The sequence below is a fragment of the Streptomyces sp. NPDC058373 genome, from assembly GCF_042723275.1.
Lineage (GTDB): Bacteria > Actinomycetota > Actinomycetes > Streptomycetales > Streptomycetaceae > Streptomyces.
Genome location: NZ_JBHXJE010000042.1, coordinates 38,614 through 59,012, shown reverse-complemented (window position 1 = coordinate 59,012; position 20,399 = coordinate 38,614). Strand labels below are relative to the sequence as shown.

16 protein-coding genes are annotated in these 20,399 nt (G+C 71.4%); all 16 read right to left on the bottom strand.

Features of this window, described 5'->3' with window-relative positions; translation table 11 throughout:
• Positions 1-59: 59 nt before the first annotated feature.
• Positions 60-1,328 (bottom strand): MFS transporter, encoded by a 1,269-nt coding sequence (locus tag ACFWMZ_RS22130; protein ID WP_383203616.1) that lies wholly within the window; start codon positions 1,326-1,328, stop codon positions 60-62.
• A complete protein-coding gene (locus ACFWMZ_RS22125; protein ID WP_383203613.1) occupies positions 1,318-2,625 on the bottom strand; it encodes an ATP-grasp domain-containing protein in 1,308 nt (435 codons plus the stop codon). Before ACFWMZ_RS22125 ends, ACFWMZ_RS22130 begins: the two co-directional genes overlap by 11 nt.
• A gap of 120 nt (positions 2,626-2,745) precedes the next feature.
• Positions 2,746-4,101: a cation:proton antiporter gene (locus ACFWMZ_RS22120; protein WP_383173197.1), complete on the bottom strand. Its 1,356-nt coding sequence runs from the start codon at positions 4,099-4,101 to the stop codon at positions 2,746-2,748.
• Between the two features lies 1 nt (position 4,102).
• Positions 4,103-5,878 (bottom strand): ABC transporter substrate-binding protein, encoded by a 1,776-nt coding sequence (locus ACFWMZ_RS22115; RefSeq protein WP_383203610.1) that lies wholly within the window; start codon positions 5,876-5,878, stop codon positions 4,103-4,105.
• Positions 5,878-6,204 carry a hypothetical protein gene (locus ACFWMZ_RS22110; RefSeq protein WP_383173201.1) on the bottom strand — a complete coding sequence of 109 codons (327 nt, stop codon included), beginning with the start codon at positions 6,202-6,204 and terminating at the stop codon, positions 5,878-5,880. The genes ACFWMZ_RS22115 and ACFWMZ_RS22110 overlap by 1 nt, the downstream gene beginning before the upstream one ends.
• Positions 6,201-7,082 (bottom strand): dimethylargininase, encoded by an 882-nt coding sequence (gene ddaH / locus ACFWMZ_RS22105; protein ID WP_383203607.1) that lies wholly within the window; start codon positions 7,080-7,082, stop codon positions 6,201-6,203. Before ddaH ends, ACFWMZ_RS22110 begins: the two co-directional genes overlap by 4 nt.
• 68 nt (positions 7,083-7,150) lie before the next feature.
• The gene (locus ACFWMZ_RS22100) at positions 7,151-8,431 is read right to left on the bottom strand and encodes an ATP-grasp domain-containing protein (protein ID WP_383173205.1); all 1,281 of its coding nucleotides are present in this window, start codon (positions 8,429-8,431) and stop codon (positions 7,151-7,153) included.
• A complete protein-coding gene (locus ACFWMZ_RS22095) occupies positions 8,428-10,044 on the bottom strand; it encodes a class I tRNA ligase family protein (protein ID WP_383203604.1) in 1,617 nt (538 codons plus the stop codon). The genes ACFWMZ_RS22100 and ACFWMZ_RS22095 overlap by 4 nt, the downstream gene beginning before the upstream one ends.
• Entirely contained in the window at positions 10,041-10,409 is a 369-nt protein-coding gene (locus ACFWMZ_RS22090) for a cupin domain-containing protein (RefSeq protein ID WP_383173209.1), read from the bottom strand. Before ACFWMZ_RS22090 ends, ACFWMZ_RS22095 begins: the two co-directional genes overlap by 4 nt.
• Positions 10,410-10,459: 50 nt before the next feature.
• Entirely contained in the window at positions 10,460-11,755 is a 1,296-nt protein-coding gene (locus ACFWMZ_RS22085; RefSeq protein WP_383173211.1) for a SidA/IucD/PvdA family monooxygenase, read from the bottom strand.
• Between the two features lie 38 nt (positions 11,756-11,793).
• A complete protein-coding gene (locus ACFWMZ_RS22080; protein ID WP_383203601.1) occupies positions 11,794-12,072 on the bottom strand; it encodes an acyl carrier protein in 279 nt (92 codons plus the stop codon).
• Positions 12,051-13,922 carry an HAD-IIIC family phosphatase gene (locus tag ACFWMZ_RS22075; protein WP_383173214.1) on the bottom strand — a complete coding sequence of 624 codons (1,872 nt, stop codon included), beginning with the start codon at positions 13,920-13,922 and terminating at the stop codon, positions 12,051-12,053. Before ACFWMZ_RS22075 ends, ACFWMZ_RS22080 begins: the two co-directional genes overlap by 22 nt.
• Before the next feature lie 28 nt (positions 13,923-13,950).
• Positions 13,951-14,904 (bottom strand): 3-oxoacyl-ACP synthase III family protein, encoded by a 954-nt coding sequence (locus ACFWMZ_RS22070; RefSeq protein ID WP_383173216.1) that lies wholly within the window; start codon positions 14,902-14,904, stop codon positions 13,951-13,953.
• A 294-nt stretch (positions 14,905-15,198) separates the two neighbouring features.
• Positions 15,199-16,248, bottom strand: coding sequence for an FAD-dependent oxidoreductase (locus ACFWMZ_RS22065; protein WP_383203598.1), 1,050 nt, complete (start codon positions 16,246-16,248; stop codon positions 15,199-15,201).
• Positions 16,245-18,737, bottom strand: coding sequence for an aminopeptidase N (pepN, locus tag ACFWMZ_RS22060; RefSeq protein WP_383203595.1), 2,493 nt, complete (start codon positions 18,735-18,737; stop codon positions 16,245-16,247). Before pepN ends, ACFWMZ_RS22065 begins: the two co-directional genes overlap by 4 nt.
• 129 nt (positions 18,738-18,866) lie before the next feature.
• Positions 18,867-19,808 carry a ParB/RepB/Spo0J family partition protein gene (locus ACFWMZ_RS22055; protein ID WP_383203592.1) on the bottom strand — a complete coding sequence of 314 codons (942 nt, stop codon included), beginning with the start codon at positions 19,806-19,808 and terminating at the stop codon, positions 18,867-18,869.
• Positions 19,809-20,399: the final 591 nt, after the last annotated feature.

Below are 20,399 nucleotides of genomic sequence, written 5' to 3'. Positions count from 1 at the left end.
ACGGCCGCCGCCCGTTGCGGGGCGGCGGCCGTTTCGTGGTGCCGGGAGGGAACCTCCGGTCAGGCGTCCGCGGGCTCCGCGGCGGCCTCCTCGGTCGGTTCGGGCTTCGCCGGGGCGGACGCGCGGACGGCGGCGACGCCCAGCACGGCCCCGATCACGCCGATCGCGCCGAGCAGCGGCCAGACGCTGTGGCCCATCCGCACGAAGAGCAGACCGCCGAGGACGGGTCCGATGGCCGTGCCGAGCGCGTGCATGAACTGGAACGAGCCGATGTACCGCCCGCGCAGGTGCGCCGGGCCCGCCTCCGCCGGGTGGGCGAAGAAGGCGGGGCCACCGATGATCTCGCCGAGCGTCCAGACCAGCGTGGCCCCCATGATCACGGCGGCGCCCAGCGGCAGCCCGTACAGCGCCACGCCGAGGCCGACGAGAAGGAAGGAGACAGCGATCGTGACCCTCCGCTGCCACAGCTGGGTCCACTTGGTGAGCGGGAGCTCGAAGAGGATCACCATGAAGCCGTTGAGGGAGACCGCGGCCGTGTACCAGAACAGGTCGATGTTGTGGGCCGCCACGTCGAGCGGCAGCGTCGACAGGTACTGGACGTAGACGATCGCGTTGAAGAAGGTGGCCGTCAGGTACAGCATGTACCGCCGGTCGCGGAACATCGCCCGGTACCCGTCGGTCGCGCTCCCCTCCTCCTCCGTGGAGTCGTCGCCCCCCTTGGAGGCGACCCGGCGCGGCAGGACGGCGGCCGCGACGAGGGCGTAGGCCAGTGCGATCACCGCCTCGCCCCAGAACAGCAGGGTGTAGCTCTCCCCGTCGAGGTGGTAGAGCCCGAGGCCGACCATGGGCGCCGCCATCGCGCCCACGTTCAGGCACCACCGGTACATGCCGAAGATGACGACCTGGTTGCTCCCCGAGGTGAGGCCGGAGAGCAGGGCGGCGGCGGCCGGGCGGTAGAGCTGGGCCATGAGGCTGGCCAGCACGATCGCCACCACGAGGGTCGGGTAGCTGGGCAGGTAGAGCAGGGCCGCGGTGAGCACCGCCGTGCCGCCCATGCCCAGCACCGTGGCGTTGCGGGCGCCGAGGCGGTCCGCGAGGGTGCCGCCGAGCAGCACGCCGGCCACGCCGCCCGCGCCGTAGGCGCCGAGCGCCCAGGCGGCATCACTCTCGGAGTAGCCGCGGTAGGTCAGGTAGAGCACGATGAAGACGTTGAGGAACCCGCCCAGCTTGCTGAGCAGGACGCCCGCGAGGATGGTCTTCACCGCCGCCGACGAATCCCGGAACGTCGCCCAGATCGCCGTGGTCGCGTCCTTCTTCTCAGCCGCCATGCACGCTCAACCCCTCTCTCGCCCGGGTGCTGCCCTCTTCACTGCGTACGTCGAGTGCCACCTCGGCGGCGTCGAGGGCCGCACCGCACTCCTCGACGGAGGAGCCGGAGGCGATGGCGAAGGCGATCCGCCCCCAGACCGTGCCCTTGGGCGGGGGTGACACCACCGCGCCGGGCGGGGCCACGGCGACCAGCCGCTCGACGGCTGCGGGCAGCCCCTCCTCCCGGAAGGCGACGGAGGCGATTTTCGTGTCGTCCCGGTCGACGTAGAAGAAGCGGATACCCGTGACCCGCCGGTGGGCCGGGGCCGTGTCGGGGGTGAGGCCGCAGGCGACGCGGGCCGCCGCCAGGCCGGGGTCGGTGCCCGTGGCGAGCAGGCCGAGGTAGGGGATCATGTCGCCACCGAGCCGGCCGTTGACCTCGATGAGGCGCGGGCCGTCGGCGGTCAGCATGAACTCGCTGTGGGTCCAGGCGTCCCGGACGCCCAGCGCGGTGTGGGTCTCCTGGAGCGCGTCCAGCAGTCGCGGGTCGGTGAGCAGCGGGTCGTCACCGTCGACGTAATGGCCGATCTCCTCCGCGTAGGGCTCGTAGCCCACGACCTTGCGGCCGATGAACAGGGGGGTGGCCTTGCCGTCCTGGACCACGGCGTCGACGCTGATCTCGTCCCCCGTCACCAGCTCCTCGACGAGGACGGGGTGTTCGGTGCTGAAGGGCAGCGGGTCGGGGTCGGGTCCCTGCGCCCCCGCGGTGAAGGCGAAGTTCTCCGCGAGCCGCGCAGCGTCCTCGACCCGTACGACGCCGAGGCTGGCCCCGAGTCCGCGTGGCTTGAGGATGACGGGGTAGCCGATCCGCTCGGCCGCGGCCAGGGCCTCGTCGAGCGTGCTGACCGGGACGGAGCGCGGCTGCGCGACGCCGGCGGCGTCCAGCGCCTCGCGGGTCTGGCCCTTGTCGCGCAGCCGCCAGATCACGTCCGGCTCGCCGTTGCGCAGTCCGAGGGCCTGGGCCACGTAGGAGGTGGCGTGGATGCGTCCCTCGTCCCAGCACAGGACACCGGAGACGGGGGTGGCCGCGTGCAGGGCGCGGGCCGCGTCGGCCATCGCCGCGCCGTCCAGGGTGCTGGGCAGCACCGTCCAGCCGGATATGTACTCCTTCTCCCAGGTGGGCTCGTCCACGTGGAAGAGATGGATGGCGAACTCGCTGCCGATGGAGCGCAGCAGGTACTCGCGGTAGGTGCGCATGCCGGTGGCCACCACCAGCAGCAGCGGCCGCTGTCCGTCCGTTGGCTGCACTTCTCTCATGTCACCTTTTCCTTGGGGGAGTTGGGGTGGCCGAGCGTGCACAGAGGTGGACGGGCCGACCACAAGGTAATGCCGGACGTACGGGCGGAATGGCAAGCGGCGGGAATTCGGCCGTCTGCGTCAGGAATTCGACTCCACGGCGGGAGGTCCGGTCTTCGGCTCCGCGGCGGGGGTCCCCGCCATCAGCCGCTCCCGGGCCCGTTCCTCGACGGTGACGGGCATGCGGCGGACGGCGATGCGCAGCAGCGGCGGGGCCATCACGGAGGTCACGATCGCCACCAGGACGATGATCGTGTACATCTCGGTGGTGAGGATGCCGAGCCGCAGCCCGACCATCGCGATGATCACCTCGATCACTCCGCGGGCGTTCATCCCCGCGCCGAGCGCCAGTCCCTCCCAGTGGCCGAGCCGGCCGGCCCTGGCCCCCGCGTACGCCCCGATGTACTTGCCCGCGATGGCGACGAAGAGCACGAGCAGGGCCGATCCGGCGACCTCGGGCCGGGCCATCGCCGTCAGGTCGATGCGCAGGCCCGCGGTGGCGAAGAACAGCGGGGCGAGGACCGAGACCGCGATCACCCGCAACGGCGCCAGTCGTTCGCGGGGCATCTCCCCGCAGTTGCTGATCACCAGGCCGACGAGGAAGGCGCCGATGATCGCCTCCATGTGGATCGCGTGGCTGGCGACCGAACCCAGGACGACCAGGACGACGCACAGGGCGGGGGTCGACTCGCCGCCGCCCGACCGGGCGGACCACCGCAGCAGGCGGCGGACCAGCGGGCGGCCGACGGACCAGGCGCACAGGACGAAGGCGAGCAGGGACAGCACGGTCCAGACGATGTCCGGGCCGTACACGCCGGTGGTGGCCATCGCCGAGACGACGGAGAGCAGGAGCCAGCCCGCGATGTCGTCCATCACGGACGCGCCGACGATCAGCTGTCCGATGTTGCGGTGCAGCAGGCCCATGTCCAGCAGGGTTTTGGCGATGACCGGCAGCGCGCTGACGCAGAGAGCCACACCGGTGAAGAGGGCGAAGACGGTGCGGTCGGAGCCCTCCGCGAGGAGGGCCGCCGGGATCACCGCGGCCACGGCCACCCCGCCGGCGAACGGCACCACGAGGCCGCCGGTGCTCACCAGGACGGCGGCCTTCCCCTTGCGGCGCACCAGCCCCAGGTCGATGTTCATGCCGGTGATGCCGACCAGCAGCAGCACCCCGACCTGCCCGACCGCGTCGAGCAGGTGCATGGACTCCGGCCCCTGGGGCATCAGCCAGGCCGCGAACCCGGGGGCGAGCGGGGCCAGCAGCGAGGGCCCCAGCACCACCCCCGCGCAGAGCTCGCCGACGACCGAGGGCATGCCGAGCCGCTGCGCCAAGCGGCCGAGCAGGACGGCCGCACCCAGCAGCAGACCGACCTGGAGCAGGAACATCAGCAGTTCGTGAGAGCCCAGGGGTGCGATGGGAGCCGCGGAAAGGACCACGTCACACGTCCTCGCGGTAGTACCAGGTCTCGGGGTTGATCATTCCGAACGGGTTGACCGGCCCGAATCCGCCGAGGTCGTTGGAGACTTCGAAGAGCCGGATGGGGAAGTTCGGGGTGAAGATGACCGGCACCTCCTCGGCGATGAAGTCCTGGTACGTGTAAAGCGCCTCCAGGTCGTCGGAGGTGACGGAGGCCTCGATGAGGCGGTCGGCCCTGGGGTCGCTGTAGTGGCCGAAGTTGCCGCCCGCGCCGGTCTGGAAGAGGATCTCGCCGCTCGGGTAGTGGTAGGCCCAGCCGCCGTTCCAGCAGGTCAGTTCCCACAGGCAGTCCGGTCCCGCCGCGCAGGGCGCGTCCTCGGCGACGAGCACCGAGCCGTAGACCTCCTCCATGCGCAGCTCGATGCCGGCGGCCGCGGCGTCCTTGCGGTACTTCTCCATCAGCCGGGTCAGCGCCGGGCGTCCCTCCACGTAGCGCAGCGAGAAGCTCAGCTTGGTGCCCAGCGGGATGCCCTCCCCGGCCTGGCCGGGGCCGGTCCCGGGGTTGACGCAGACCGCGGGCGTCGTGGTGGTGTCCCAGCCGTTGGCCGCCAGCAGCTCGCGGGCCCGGTCGACGTCGAAGGGCAGCGGCCAGGCGCCCTCGCGCTGCCGCGGCGAGACGAGGTCGGTCGCCGGCACCATCGGCACGGGGCCGTTCTGCCGGTAGGCGTAGCCCTGGTAGATGTCGCGGACGGCCGAGTCCTGGTCGAGGGTGGACTGGAGCGCCTGGCGGAAGTAGGTCTGCCGGAAGATCTTCCCGGCCACCGTCGGGTTGTTGTAGTTGAGGCAGAAGTAGCGGATGCAGAAGGCGGCCTGCGGTACCAGCGTGTAGTGCTGCGCCAGCGGGTTGGGCCCGCCCACGGTGGGGTCGGCGGCCGGCTCGGAGGCGAAGCTCAGCGGCAGGTAGCCGACCTGGATGGCGCCCTCGCCGCGCGGACCGGCCTTGAGCAGTTCGTACTCCTCGGCGTCCGAGAAGGTCGGCACCTGGCGGAACTCGTCCAGGTAGGGCTTGTCGGGCCCGGAGTACCGCTCGTTGGGCACGAAGGTGACGACGCCCTCCAGCGTGTAGCTCTTCAGCCGCCAGGGGCCGCTGACCACGCTCCAGACGGGGCTGTCCGCCCACCGGGTGCGGTGCTCGTTGCCCTCGTCGATGATGTCGCCCTGCTCCGCCATCAGGTAGTCGTAGACGGCCTGCACGTCGGCCACCCCGCCCGACGCGTCGGCGGGTCCCTCCGCCGTGCGGTCCCATGCCTTGGGCAGCGGGGTGATGGTGCTGAGCTGGTTCATCAGCACCCAGTTCTTCGAGTAGCGCTTGTCGAAGGTGAAGTAGACGGTGTCCTCGGCGAGCTTGCCGTAGGAGGTCAGGTTGTCCGGGAAGTACCCGGGGACGTACTCGCCGTAGCGGTCGCCCTTGACCTTCATGAGGTTGACCCAGAACAGCACGTTGTCCGCGCACAGCGTCTCGCCGTTGGACCACTTCCACGGCTTGACCTTCACGGTGACGGTGAGCCCGTCCTCACTCCACTCCGGCGGCTCGCCGATGCTCTGGTCGTAGTCCACGTCCGGGGTGCCCCGGCTGCCGAAGTAGTACAGCGGGCGGTACATGAGCATCTGGAACTCGTAGATGTTCCGGGTGCCCATCCGCTCGGCCGGCGTGAACGGGAAGATCACCGCGGGCGGGAAGCCCGGCGCGCACGCCCAGGTGACCGTGCCGCCTTTTCGGGGGGTGCCGGACGCCATCACTTGACCTCCTTCAGGTACGAGACGCCGCGCGACCCCTGGTCGCCGAAGCGCTCCCACTCCTCGCGCAGGTCCACGCCGCCGTCCTCCCGGAGTTCCGGGGTGCTGCGGCAGCGCCCGGAGACGACCTCGCCGTCGTCCAGGACCATGGAGTACGCGAAGTCCAGCGAGCCGTCGGCGGCGCAGACCCCGGTCAGCGAGCCGCGCCGGGCCCTGCCGCCGGAGAAGCTTCCCCAGAGCAGGTCGCCTTCCTGCCGGTAGACCGCCGTACGGCCCTCGGCCTCCGCCTCGGCCGGGCGAAACCGGCGCCCGTCGTAGTCGATCACGCCTCGGCCCCCCGCTCCCGGCCGCGGATCTCCAGCGTGCAGCACTTGGAGCTGCCGCCCGACTTCAGCAGCTCGGACAGGTCCACCCCGATCGGCACGAAGCCGCGGCTCCAGAGCGCGTCGATGAGGTGGGTGGCCTGCTCGGGCAGGAGCACGTGCCGGCCGTCGGAGACCGCGTTCAGCCCGAAGACCGCCGCGTCCTCCTCGGTCGCCCGGATCGCGTCCGGGTACAGCTCGCGCAGGGTCCGGCGGCTCTCGGGGGTGAAGGCCCCCGGGTAGTACATGACCTCCTCGTGGTCGAGCACGGCCAGCGCGGTGTCGAGGTGGTAGAAGCGGGGGTCGACCAGCTCCAGCGTCGTCACCGGGAGGCCGAGGAAGCGCTCCGCCTCGGCGTGCGAGCGCCGGTCGGTGCGGAAGCCGGTGCCGGCCAGGATGCGGTCGCCGGTGACGAGGTAGTCGCCCTCGCCCTCGTTGGTGTGGACGGCGTCGTGGACCTCGTAGCCGTTCTCGCGGAACCAGGCGGCGTAGGCCGGGCCCTCGTCGGCGCGCTCCGCGTGGCGGAACCGGGCCGACAGCACCTTGCCGCCGACGACGGTGGCGCCGTTGGCCGCGAAGACCATGTCCGGCAGCCCGGGGACCGGCTCGATCAGCTCGACCTGGTGGCCGAGGCCCAGGAAGAGGCTGCGCAGCCGCTCCCACTGGGCGACGGCGAGCGCGGTGTCGGTGGGCTTCGCCGGCTCCATCCAGGGGTTGATGGAGTAGACGACGTCGAAGTGGACCGGGGAGCACATCAGGTAGTGCCGGGGCCGCACCGTCCGGGACGGGCGGCCTCCCCCGGCGGCGGAGCTGCGCTGTGCGGGCGAGGCGTCTTGCTGCACGATCGTTTCTCCTTGTACTGAAGTGGGCGTGCCCACGTGCTGGGGCGGGCGTCGGTGGCAGGTGCGGGTCAGAGGCCCGCGGCGGGGCCCGGGGCCGCCGGCGCGGGCTCGCGGAACGTCACCTCGATCCGGGCGGCGAAGTCGTTCATGGTGCGGAACGCCTCCTCCTCGGAGCCGCCGGAGGTGCCCAGGAAGCCGAGGATGGTGTTGCCGTCCGGAGGCCGCCGGATCACGTCGCCCGGCCGGGCGGTGATCTTCAGCAGGAAGGTCTCCGCCGCGTCGGCCACCTCCGGCGGCACCTCCACGCGCTCGACCACACCGGCCTCGCTGATCAGGCACATCGCGGTGACGTGCAGCCCGTTGGGCCGGAAGTGCCGTACCTCGGGGCGGACTCCGCGCCCGATGTCCACCACGGCCCTGATCGGGTCGTGGTCGGCCGTCTTGCGCGCGATGAGGTCGAGGCCGCCCCCGCCGACGCGGGCGGCGATCTCCAGCAGGTGCGGCTCGCCTTCGTGGTACCTGACCTCGGCGTGCAGCACGCTGCGCCGCAGGCCCTGGGCGTGCGCCCCGGCCAGGACGACCTGGCGTACCTTCTCGACCTCCTCGGGCGGGAGCGAGGTGGGCGCGTGGTGGACGTCGTCGTCGAAGGTGCCGCCTTCGGCGGTGATCCGGTCGACCACCGACCCGAGGTAGAGCTCGTCGTCCCAGACGACGGCCTCCATCAGGTACTCGCGGCCGTCCAGGAAGGACTCGACGAGCAGCCCGTTCGGTCCCAGGTCGACGCCGAGCGCCTCGGAGTTGACCCAGAACAGGTCGCGGATGCCCTCGGCCGCCTGCGCGTACCGTTCGGCCATCTCCTCGGGGGTGTCGACCCGGAAGACGAAGTGGCTTCCGGCGCCCAGGGTCGGCTTCAGGATGACCGGGTAGCCGAATTCGGCCGCGGCCCCCAGCGCGTCGTCCACGCTCTTGACCAGCCGGAAGGCGGGGATGGGCGCGCCCACCCGCTGGTGGCCCTGCCGCATCAGGTACTTGTTCCTGCTGCACACAGCGGCCCGTACGTCGATTCCGGGCAGTCCCAGGGCCTCGGCCACAGCGGCGACGGTGATGACGGACGACTCGGAGAAGGTGATCACCCCGTCGAAGTGCTCCTCCGCGTGCCACTTCCGGGCCGTCGCGACGATGTCGCCGATCTCCCGGGAGCCGGCCGTCCGGTAGCGGTCGGCCCGCCAGAAGTCGTCGGTCCCCTGCCCGTTGAGCACGTGGAGATCGACACCCAGCTCCTCCACCTGCCGGTAGCGGCCGTGGTAGTAGTCCAGGTACTGCACGGTCTCCAGCGTCAGCAGCTTCATGCCGCCACCTCCGTACGGCCTGCGCCGGCCTGGTCCGCCCGCGGCAGCCGCGGCAGCGCGAACGGCGTGATCTTCTCGGGCTGTACGGCGTCCAGGGCCAGCTCCACCCCGGCCGCCGCCGCCTCGGCCGCGGTGTCGACGAGCAGCGGGGCGGCGCAGGCCAGCAGCGCCCGCACCTGGAGCAGCAGGTCACCCGCGAGGTGGCCGTCGGTGCCGCCGCTCGTCTCCTGGGCCGTCGCGGCCAGCCGGCCCACCGTCACCGCCAGGTGCTCCGCGGTGCGTCCCAGGCTGAACGACTCCACCTCGTAGGTGAGGCGGAACCGCTCGACGATCCCCGCGGCCCGGGCCCGGCCCGTCGCGGTGGTCGGCAGCGGGGTGGCGGAGCCGGGCGGGGCGAGGGCGTCGAGCGCGTCGGCGAGCAGGTTCCACGGCCCGGTCAGCCGCCGGGCCGTCACCTCGGTGAGGGCGGCGGTGCTGAAGTTGGTGCGCTGGAACTCCGGCGCGGTCAGCGCCAGGTAGAAGCGCACCAGGTCCCTGGGCACCTCGGCCAGCAGGTCGGCCGTCCAGATCAGGTGATCGCGGCTGGTGGAGAACTTCTCGCCCTCCAGGTCGTAGAACTCGTTGCTGATGTTGGCCTGGGGCAGGACGTAGCGGTCGCCGTGCGCCATGAGCATGACGAGGTCCAGCAGACCCCAGTGGTAGACGTTGTCGAAGCCGTGGAAGTAGACCAGCTCCGTCCCGCTCTCCGCCCGCCACAACGCGTCGACCTGCTCGGTGGTCTCGCCGCCCTGGGCCGCCGACCACCAGGTGCTGTACATGACGGCGGGCATGGCCTCGACCCAGGGGTAGAGGATCTGCCCGGGCGTCTCGGGGAAGGGCGCCGCGACGCCCCAGTCGCCGGGGACCGTCACCGGGATCTCCGGCAGCGGGCGGGCCAGCAGTTCGCGCACCAGCTGCGCGGCGTGCGGGCGCCAGCGCGGGAGCCGCTCGGCGAAGTAGGCGGTCAGCCGCTCCCGGTACTCCTCCATCGGCAGCACCAGGATGGCGACCTCGCGCGTGGTGACCGGGGAGTCGGGGTCGAGTACCGACCGCGCGCCGAGCAGTTCGTCGGCGTTGTTGGGGTGCCCGCACCCCTCGCACACGCCTCCGCTGCTGCCCGCCAGGCAGACCGGGCAGCCGCCGGCCATCAGGCCGTCGTAGAGGTACTGGCCGGTCTTCTCCGCGTACGGCAGGCGGACGGTGCGCTCGCGCAGGCGGTCCGTCTCGTGCAGCCGGGTGAAGAAGGCCAGCACGGCCTCGCGGTAGCGGTCGTCGACGGGCGGGAGCCCCCGCATCGACAGGCCCATGGCGGAGATGGTCCGCTCGATCTGCGCGGCGGAGGTGGCGCAGAGTTCCCCGGGCGGTACGCCGAGCCGGCGGGCGGTGGTGGTGACGTAGGTCTGGCTGTCGTCGGTGCAGGTCGTGTAGATCACGTCCCGGCCGTCGGCGGCCAGGTAGCGGCTGTACACGTCGCCCGCGAGGTACGGCCCTGCCATGTGGCCGATGTGCAGGTCGCCGTTGGGGGTGGGCGTCGCCGCGACGACGACGGCACGGCGCCGGACGTGCTCGCTCATGCCGTCTCCCCCTGGTGCCGGGCGCTGAACCGCTCCGCCAGCTCGGCGTCCCACCAGACGGCGTACATCTGGAAGTCGGCGTCCCCGCCGTTGACGACCTGGTGCCTGATGCCGGGCCGGAAGTGGACGACGTCACCGGCGGTGAACGGCACCTCCTCGCCCTCGCAGACGATCGAGGCCTCGCCGGTCATGGCGATCCACACCTCGTACTCGTGGTGGCTGTGCGGGCCGGACGACGCCCCGGGCGGCACGACGCACCAGGAACCCTCGAAGGGCGCGTTCAGGGCGGGCCAGGGGAACAGGCGCTGGGCGCGCAGTCCGTTGTCAGGGGCCAGGTTGTCCCGGTCGAGCTCTCTGATGTCCATCTCTGTCTCCTCTGCCGGTGGGTGCGCTGACGGCTTCGACAGGCCCTGTGTCACAGGGCCTTGGCGAGCAGGGCCTCGTCGGACGGCACGCCGCGGCCGGCCAGCAGGTCGGTCACGATGTCCTGGGAGCGGCTGGCGAGCACGCTGAGCAGGGAGTCGGCGATGCCGTGCGTGGCCTCGTTGACGCCCTGGAGGTAGCAGCTGGCGGTGTACGACTCGGGCAGCACCATCCGGTAGGTGCGGTCGACGGTGGCCTGTCCGGCGCCGGTCGCCGTGGCGAGGTCGCGCACCATGCCCGGCATGTCCCGGACGAAGCCGGTGCCGAGCAGCACGAGGTCGCAGCGGAGCTCCTCGCGGTCACCGGTCTTGCGGTCGACGGTGGTGAGGACGACCTCGTCGTCCTCCATGCGGGCCGCGGCCACGTCGGTGAGGGTCCGCATCCGCAGGCGCTCGGTGCCCTGCAGCCGCTCCTGGTACATCTCGCGGTAGAGCGTCTCCAGCATGTTGGGGGCGAGCCCCGCGTAGTTGGTGACGTGCATCTCGCGCAGCACCTGCAGGCGGGTCTCGGGCCGCGTCGCGAAGAAGTCGTCGATGAAGGACGGGTAGAACAGCTCGTTGGTGAACTTGCTGGACTGGTAGGCGTTCAGCCCGATCGAGCGCATCAGCATCGTGCACCGCGCCTCGGGAAAGCGCTGGTAGGCGGCCCACAGCAGCTCGGCGGCGCTCTGCGCCCCGCCGATCACCACGATCCGCTCCGCCTCCTTCGGATCGACCTGCTCGATCCGCTCGGAGAAGCGGGTGCTGTGGATGACGCGGTTCTCGGGCAGCGCGGCGAACTCGGCGGGCACGTACGCGTCCCGGCCCGCGCCGATCACCAGGCTCCGGCTGGAGATGACCGCGCCGTCGGCGGTACGGGCCAGCCAGTGGGTGACCTGTCCGTCCTGGACGGGTCCGGGCTCGATCGACACGCACCTGCGGCCGTACTCGATCTGCACCTCACGCAGCGAGGAGGCCACCCACTGCAGGTATCCGGAGATCTCGGAGCGGTACGGCGTGAAGGTGCCGAGGTTGATGAACTCGTCCAGCCGGCCGATCGAGTGCAGGTAGTTCACGAAGGAGAACTCACTGCGCGGGTTGCGCAGCGTCACCAGGTCCTTGAGGAAGGAGACCTGGCTCTGGGTCCAGGGCAGCAGCATGCCGCGCTGCCACAGGGTGTTGTCGTGCTGCTCGATGATGAGGGTGCCCGCGGCCAGCTCCTTGGGAGCCATCTCCTCCAGCGCGATACCGAGCGCCAGATTCGCCGGTCCGGCGCCTATGGCGAGGACTTCGACTTCCTGGTGACGCAATTGGTGCCTCCTTGAGTTCCTTGTGTCGGCCTTTTCACTCACGCGCGGGACTGATGTCCCGCCCGGTTCTTTTCGATCAGCGCCGCCATTTCGAAGATCGTGTAGGCGGCGTGGAAAGACCGCAGATCGAGACTTACCGAGAATTGCTTCTCCAGGCGCACCAGGGCTTCCATGGAATTCATGCTGTCCCAGCCGAGTGCCGCGAGGGCCGTGTCCGCGGGAATGTCCGCGGGGTCGGCTCCCAGCACGTCGGCGATGATCTCGGTCACCGCTTCCTCGGTCGAACCCGGTTCATTCATGCGCCAGTCCCTTTCCATTCGTCGAGCGTGATCCAGTCCGGGGTGATCCCCGCGGCCGCTGCCGCGTCGAGGGTGAAGACCTGGGTGTCTTCGGCATCCGCCGCCTCCTCGGCGGCCGGGGCGAATCCGGCCCCGGTCCAGAACTCCGCGGCCACGCCGTTGCGGTCCGAGCGCCGGAAGCGCCCCTCGATGACGCGGGCCCCGGCCTTCGCCGCCTCCTCGGCGAGCCGGCCGACGGCGGCCCGCTCCACGCCGCGGCTCAGCACCCGGCAGCTCAGGACGAGGTTCAGGACCCGCCAGACGTCCGGGGTGCGCTCCACCCACAGGGCGCCGACGATGCCCTCGTCACCGAACCGGTCGGCGACCGAGACGGAGAGCACCAGATGGCCGTCGTCCTCGCTCATCCGGTGGGTGGCGGCCTCGTCGTAGCGGATACCGGTCAGGTTGAACTGGTTGGTCCGCGCGGCGAGCTGGGAGACGCGGCTGACGGTGTACTCGTTCGCGGGCGCCACCCCCACGCGCAGTTCGAGCGCCCTGAGGAACTTCTCCGAGGAGCTGAACCCGGACGAGAAGTCCTGGCGCAGCGCGCGGTTGCGGTACAGCTCGGGCCGCTTGCGGTCGGTGTCGGTGAGCGCCACCACGTCGAACCAGCCGTGCCGGACCAGGGAGTCCACCAGGTGGGCGGGGTCGCCCGCCGCGGAGACGACCGCGACCTCCGGCAGCTCGTCCGCCACCTGCGCGCGCTCGAAGTCGGAGTCGTCCATGAAGACGAACGCCTCGGTCGACAGGGAGAGCGCCTCCGCCGCACGGCGCAGGTTGCCCGCCTTGGCGGCCCAGTCGACCATCCGTACCGAGAACGCCTCGGGCCGCAGCACCACGTCCGGGTGCCCGGTCAGGACCTGGTCCACCTGGTCCTGGTCGTTCTTGCTGGCCAGGACCAGGACGACGCCCTGTTCCCGCATCCGGGCCACGGTGCGCTGCAACTCCGTGAAGCAGTTGCCCGGGTACAGGCCGCCCAGCTGGAGTCCCTGCGCCCCGGCCTCCCCGAGCACGCCGCCCCACAGGGTGTTGTCGAGGTCGAGAGCCAGCACCTTGCGGGAGAGCCCCGCCCTGGCCTGGGCGACCCGGCGCACCAGCTGGGCCAGGCGCAGCAGGGCGTCGTCGGTGTAGGGCAGGTCGCCGTAGCGGTGCAGCCGTGCGTCGCGGGCCTGGACCGGGGCCTCGGCCAGTTCGCCGACCAGGTCGACCGCGACCACCTGGGCGTGCTCCTCCGCGAGCCCGAGCAGCTCCGCGTTGAGGCGGTACCAGGCCCGGACCACCTGGGCCCGGGCGCCCACACTGATGATGCCGTTCCGCACCTGCGCGGGCAGCGGGACGGTGTGCACGACGAAGGTGGCGGTGGTGTGCTCCAGAGCGCCGGCCAGCAGGGTGCGGAACTCCTCCAGCCGCGCCTCGACATGCTTCTCCAGCACGTCCGGCTCGGCCCCGCTCCACTCCCCCGGCAGGAAGTACCCGGCGTCCATCACCGTCGCGACCAGCCCGGGGCCGGCCTCCGCGGCGAACGACCCGGTGGCCAGCGCCATGTCGAAGGTGCCGTACTCCGCGGTGCGCAGGGTGGGCAGCAGTCCGGCGCCCACCAGCTGGGCGCGGAGCAGCGGTTCGAAGGGTCCGGCGGTGCAGGTGGCCAGTACGGCCACCTCGATCTCGCGGGCCCCTCGGTCCGGCACGTCCAGGGCCTTCAGAATCCGGCCGGCCTGCCGGGCGAAGGCCGGGTCGTCGCTCTCGAGGAGCGAGCGGCGGAGCGGGTGGTCGGGCATACGTCGTTCCCGTACGGCTTCGCGCAGGGCGGCTGCCGGGTTCTCGCTCACGGTGCGGTGCCTTCCTTCTCGGCGGGGGTCAGGCCCGGATGAGGGAGCAGTACCAGCGCATCCCGATGGAGATGCCGGTCAGCGCGACGAGGTCGCCGGGGACGATCACGCCCTTCTCGACCAGCTGGCCGAGTGCCGTGAGCTGGTCGGCGGAGCCCATGTGGCCGTGGTCCTTGGCCAGCTCGGCGCTGGTCTGCTCGAGCGGAAGGCCGAGCGGGCCGGCGAGGTCGGCGATGCCGTCGGGGTCGTTGATGTAGATCAGGTGCGTCACCTCGTCGCGGCCGACCCCGGCCCGCCTGCACGCCCCGTCGATGACGTCGAGGGTGCGGGTGACCGCCGCCTGGCCGAACTCGCGGAGCTTCGCCGGTTCCTTCCGGAAGTGCTCCTGCACCCGTACGTGTCCCGGTGGGGCGGTCCGGCTCGACCAGCCCTCCGGGGGCAGGGGCGCGACGGCGCCGCCGTAGTCGGTGCGGAACCAGTCGCACAGGTCGGGGACGGTGAACTGCTCGGTGGCCAGCCAGGTGTTGCGCTCGTGCCCGCGTCGCAGGACCGCGGCCACGGCGCCGTCGCTGTGCACCGCGTTGTTGACCGTCATGCGGTTGCGGTGGAACTCGCTGACCCGGTTCACCGCGACGAACAGCACGGTGTCGACCTCCGGCTGGACCGCGAGGGTGCCGGCCACCAGCCCGAGGCCGGTGACGCCCGAGGCGCATCCCTCGTTCAGCAGCAGGGTCTGGCGGTTCTCCATGCCCAGGGCGCGGCCCAGAGCCGCGGAGCCGTCCCAGTGCAGGTACTCGGGGTGCTCGGAGGTGGCGAGGACCAGCAGGTCCACGTCGTCCACGCCGAGCGAGGTACGGGCCAGGGCGTCGCGCGCGGCCTGTTCCGCCAGGTCGGTCGTGGTGACGTCGTCGGGTGCCCGGTGAAACGTCCGGTAACCCCATCTGGCAATCCGTTCCGGATCGGGGACATAGGTTCCCGCCACTTCTTCGACATTCTGGTCAACGCCGAACGCGTAACCGAAACCAGTAATTCCGAAGCCATGCGGAGGCTGTGGCACCGCTACCCCTCTCTCGCTGCGATCCCTGCGGGCGTTCGGAATCTTCGCGGGTCCGCATCGCGGAATCAACAGCGTTTGAAGACGGTCGAGTTGAACGGAAAACACCAGCCCGGACCGCCTCTGTGAACAAGTTGAACGGGGCCGGAAAAAGAAGTGCGGGCCGGGAAATGTCCCGGCCCGCACTCAGTGCCCTGCTACGAAATCGCCGACCCGCGGCGTTCAGTCCGACAGCGCCGCCGCCGCCTTCCTGCTCGCGGCGACCACGGTCTTGGCCGCGCCGCCGCTGCCGCCCGTGAAGGTGTGCAGCCCCCCGCCGAGGGAGCGCAGCTGCAGTCCCGCCGGGTCGTGGTAGCAGTCACTGGCGGCGACGGTGCGGCCCACGGCGACCTCGGTGCCGAAGACCCGCGCCGCACTGTCGGCCAGCCGCCGTGCCAGCCCCGCGTCCGGGGAGACCCCGTCCGGGTCGACGCCCCACCGGTCGGACGGGAGCCCGAGCAGGAAGGTGCCGTCCGCCCACGGCCGCCCGTAGAGACCGGAGTTCTCATCGACGAACGACCCGAGCCCGGCCAGCCGCGTCCTGCACAGGCTGTACTGGATGTGCTTGGTCCGCAGTCCTGCGGCGGCCACTCCGCTGCGGGCCAGCAGCCCCGGCGTCCAGGCGCCCGCCGCGACGACGACCCGGTCGTAGCGCAGGGTGCGCCCGTCCGCCGTCCGGACCCCGGGGTCCCGGGTCACTGCGGCGACCGCCGGCGTACGCACGGTCGCCCCCGCCTCGGCGGCGGCCCGCAGGGCCGCGGCGCGCAGCGCGTGCGGGGAGATGTGCCCGGCGTGCCGCTCCACCACGGCCACCGCGTCCTGCGGCAGTTCGCGGAAGGGGAAGGCGCGGCTCACCCACTCCCCGCCGACGACCTCGGCAGAGCCCGGCAGGTGCGCCTCGACCACGTCGACAGGCTCCCGCACGGCGGTCTTGCCGGGCAGGACGTACAGCGCCCCGGTCTCCCGGTACCGGGACCAGGCGCGGAGGGTGTCGCTGCCCCGGATCTCGGCGAGGCTCTCCGCCGCGGGACCGGCCGAGGCCGCGGTGGGCTCGAACCCGCGGACCAGCCCGCCCGAGACCCTGGAGGCGTCGGCCCGCTCCCCGGCGCCGTCGGTGAAGAGGTCCACCGAGGCTCCGCCCTGCGAGCCGGCGGCCCGCCAGGCGAGCAGCGCGCCCGCGACCCCGCCGCCGACGACCGCCAACCGCGCGGGGCGCCCCGCCGTCCGCGTCACTCCTCCTCCCCCCACGCCGTCCGTGCCGCGACCACGCGCCGCAGGTCGTGGGTGTGGTCCGGCACCCGGCGGCGCAGGGTGACGGGAAGCCCGTCCTGGGCGAGCATCCGCTCGGCCGCCGCCAGGGTCGCGGGGGTGGCTGCGTAGCGCGGGTAGAGGAAGCGGAGCAGGAGGTCCAGCACCAAGTCACCCCGGTCGCGTGCCACGGCGGGCAGCTCCGCGAAGAACCGCTCGACGTACGGCTCGGTCAGCGCCGTCTGCTCGGGCTGCCAGAACCCCTCGGCCAGGGCCCACAGTTCGTAGTTGGACAGGTCGGAGCCGTGGACGATCGCCTCCCACGCCTGCTCCTTGGCGACCGGGTCGGGCAGCGCGGCCCGGCACTTCGCCGCGAACTGCACGGCAGCGCTGACCGGTGCGGCCCCCAGCGCCGCGTCGATCGCGGCCGCGTCCAGACCACCGAGCACGGTGAGCCGGTACCGGACGCGCCAGCTCAGGTCGGTGTCGAGGGTCAGCCCGGCGGGCAGCCCCTCACCCGCCAGCCAGCCGGCCAGCTCCTCGGTGTCCGCGGTGAAGTCGACCAGCCCCCGGAAGAGCGTGATCAGGCGCTCGTCCGCCGGGTCGGTCCGGGCGAGCCTGCGGCGCAGGGCCGCCCCCACCCGGGCCGCCGCCGCGGGCCGCTCGCGCGGCGCGAGGAAGCGGTCGGCGACGTCGTTCCGGGCCTGTTCGAGCACCTCGGCCAGGATCGACAGCTCCGTCTCCTCCTGGACCATCGCGCTCACCAGGGCCAGGTGCGCCGAGGCCGGGTAGGTGCCGTCCTGCACACCGAGGAGCAGGGCGCACCAGACCATCGCCCGGTTCAGCGGCGAGAGCCGGGGCAGGGTCTTTGGCAGCGCGGCCAGCGAGGCGGGGTCGAACGCGATCTTGGCGTAGGTGAGGTCTCCGTCGTTGAGGAGGAGGAAGGCGGGCGCCGGACGGCCCACCAGCTCCGGCAGTTCGGTGCGCTCGCCGTCGATCCGCACCCGGACCGTCGTGCTGCCGTCCGGGTGGTAGAGGCCGACGTCCATGGTGTGCGTACGCAGCACCGGATGGCTCTCGGGGGCGCTCTGCCGCACCGCGGCGGCGGTGATCCGCCCCTCGGCCACGGTGATCTCGGGCGTCAGCGTGTTCACGTTGGCCGAGTGCAGCCAGGACTCGGCCCAGCCCGTCAGATCAGTGCCGGCCGCCTCACTCATCGCCGCGACGAAGTCCGCGACGGTCGCCGTGGAGTACGCGTGCCGGTCGAAGTAGGCGCGCAGACCGGCGCGCAGCGCCTCGTCCCCCACGTGCGCGGCGAGCTGGCGGAAGGCCGAGTGCCCCTTGAAGTACGAGATCCGGTCCAGCTCCAGCTGGACCGTGCGCACGTCCCGGCCCTCGATGCTGACCGGGTGGGTGGAGGGCCTCTGGTCGGGCAGATAGGCCTGGCCCTTGCGGCGGGCGGCGAAGGTCGTGGGCGGCCCGGGGAACCGGGTCACCTCGCTGGTGACGCGGTGCGCCATGTAGTCGGCGAGCGACTGGCCGAGCCACAGGTCGTTCCACCAGCGGTTGGTCACCAGTCCGGCGAGCCACAGCAGCGAGATGCCGTGCGCGAGGACGACGGCCCTCGTCTCGCGCTCGCTGTCGGTGGCGGCCGAGCTGAACAGGTACTGCTCACGCAGCAGCACGCACCCGGGGTGGTCCAGCGAGAGCACGCTGAACTCCGGCACGAAGACCTGATCGAGCTTGGCGAACGGATGCCCCACCCCGAAGAGTTCGGTGTACGCGTCCAGGCACTCCGCGGTGACCTCGAAGACCTCGTCGACGTCGGCTTTGAGGGAGTCCGCGAGCGAGGCCCGGCAGTGCAGCCCGAGGGGCGTGCCGTGATGCTCGGTCCGGAAGGAGGCGTACGGGCCGGCGACGAGCGCGGTCAGATAGGTGGCCAGGGCCGGCGACTCGGTCAGCTTCCAGCGGCCCGGCCCGGTCCGCACCGCCTCGCTGTTGCCGAGCACCTGCCAGTCGTCGGGCACCCGCAGCTCGAACTCGTACGGGGCCTTCAGGTCGGGCTGGTCGAAACAGGCGAAGACGCGTGGCGCGTTGTCGACGTAGACGAAGGAATACACGTAAGTCGCGCCGTCGGCCGGATCCACATAGCGGTGGAGCCCTTCGCAGTCATGGGAGTAGGCCATGTCGGCGACCACGACGACTTCGTTCTCCGCGGCGAGTCCCACGAGCGGGAACCTGCCCTCCCGCAATGCCGAAAGATCCAGTTCCCGGCCGTTCAGAGTGATCGAGTGAAGCTCCTTCGGGTCAAGGTCCAAGAACGTTTCCGTGCCGGATTCGGCGGCGTCGAAACGGATCTTCGTAGTCGACCGGAATGTGTCCGGCCCAGTGGTGAGATCGAGGTCGACACCATAGGAACGGACGAGAAGCAGGGCACTGCGCCCTCCTGCTTCCTCACGGGTCAGGCTGGGCATACGGATTCCTTTCGCGAGAGGCCAAGAAATCGTCGTACGCCCCGAGTTGATCGTCAAGGAGAGCCTATGTACAGCGGCGGCCGGGTACCGACTCGGTACCCGGCCGCCGGAATTTCCCTCACCTGCCGGTCATGCCTCTTCCCGTTGGCTTTCCAGCTCTCTGGCTATGTGGAGCCACAACTCCCCGCAGGAGCGCGCCACGGCGGCGATCTCCGTGCCCCAGTGCGGCGGCACCCCTTCCACCCCCGCCGCCACGTCCTGCGCGTTGATCGCGTGCATGTCGTACCAGCGGAACAGCGTCCTCCCCGACTCCGAGTACCTGAGCACGGGGTCCTGGAGGAGCTTGGTGCGCAGCGCCGACCAGTCGGCGGCGCCGATCACCGCCAGCTGGGGTCGCTCCGGCGGCTGCTCGCCGATCGCTCGGCGGGCGGCCGGGTCCTCCGCCTTGCCCTCCTTGCCCTGTTCGCCGTTCCGCCCGGCCAGGCGCAGCTTCGGCGGGAGCGGGTCGACGCCCCGCTGGACCCGCTGGCGGACGTCGCGCGCCGTGGCGACCGAGACCCCCGCCTGCCGCGCCACCTCCCGCAGCGGCATGTCCGGGTAAGCCGTGACCACCTCGCTGGCACGGAGCCGGCCCTGGCTGTAGTTGACCGGCCGGTACCGGCCGTCCTTGCCCAGGCGCACGTTCAACTGAGCCCCGTCGTCAGTTGAACGGCCGGCGAGCCGGCAACGCAGGGCGGCCACGGTCCTCGGCGCGAGCCCGGCCACCGCGGCGACCGCCCGGTCGGACCAGAGCGGCTGCGTGGTGAGCACCCGCCGTGCGGCCGCCTCCCGGTCCGTCCGGGAAAGCGGCAGACCGTGCGTGACATTCTCCCGGACGGCGATGAGGAAGGCCCAATCCTCGGGGCCGTCGAAGAACCTGACCTCGATCTTCTCCCGGCCTTTGATCAGCGCCGCCATGAGCCGGTGCGATCCGTCGATCACCCGCATCGACTGGCGATGCACGATGATCGGTGGAAGCGGATGCTCGACATCCGCGAGCGCCTGGGCATGCGAATAATCCTCACCCTCCAAGCGAGGAGAGTAACCGGGCTTTATCGAAATTATCGGAACGCAGTCCACCGGGCTGAGTTCCACCGATAACCCGTGACGCCCCCCGAGCTGCTCACCGGAAATATCCTGACTATTCTCTCGAACCTGTTCCACAGCAGGTACGCCCCCGGAGTAATGTTTCAAGATTCCCCGTGCGAGGAACCGCCAACGCTCCCACCTGCGCTATTCCTCAGAATTCCGGCCCCCACGCCGCACCACTTCCTTTTCCCACCCGGAAGCAGAACACCGACAAAGCCGATGGACTGCGGCGAAGATTACTGCCTCCTTGGCGCACTGTCGACGTATGGCGTGAAATTACCCACGCGTGACACACACCCGCTCGACGTGCTATGGGCCACACGCGTTCGCTTTCGCAACAGCAATCACGGCCGGAGCGATCCCCCACCCGACCCGTCCCCCCTCCCCCGGAGCACGGACACCCCCTACCGCACACGCCCCCAGGGCCAGGCGCCGCCCCAGACCCTCCGCCCACCCGCCGACGCGCCCCCGCCCCGTTGGCAGGCGGAAACGTTCCCCTCCCCGCACCCGCGACGCGGCGGGGCAGGCCGGCTC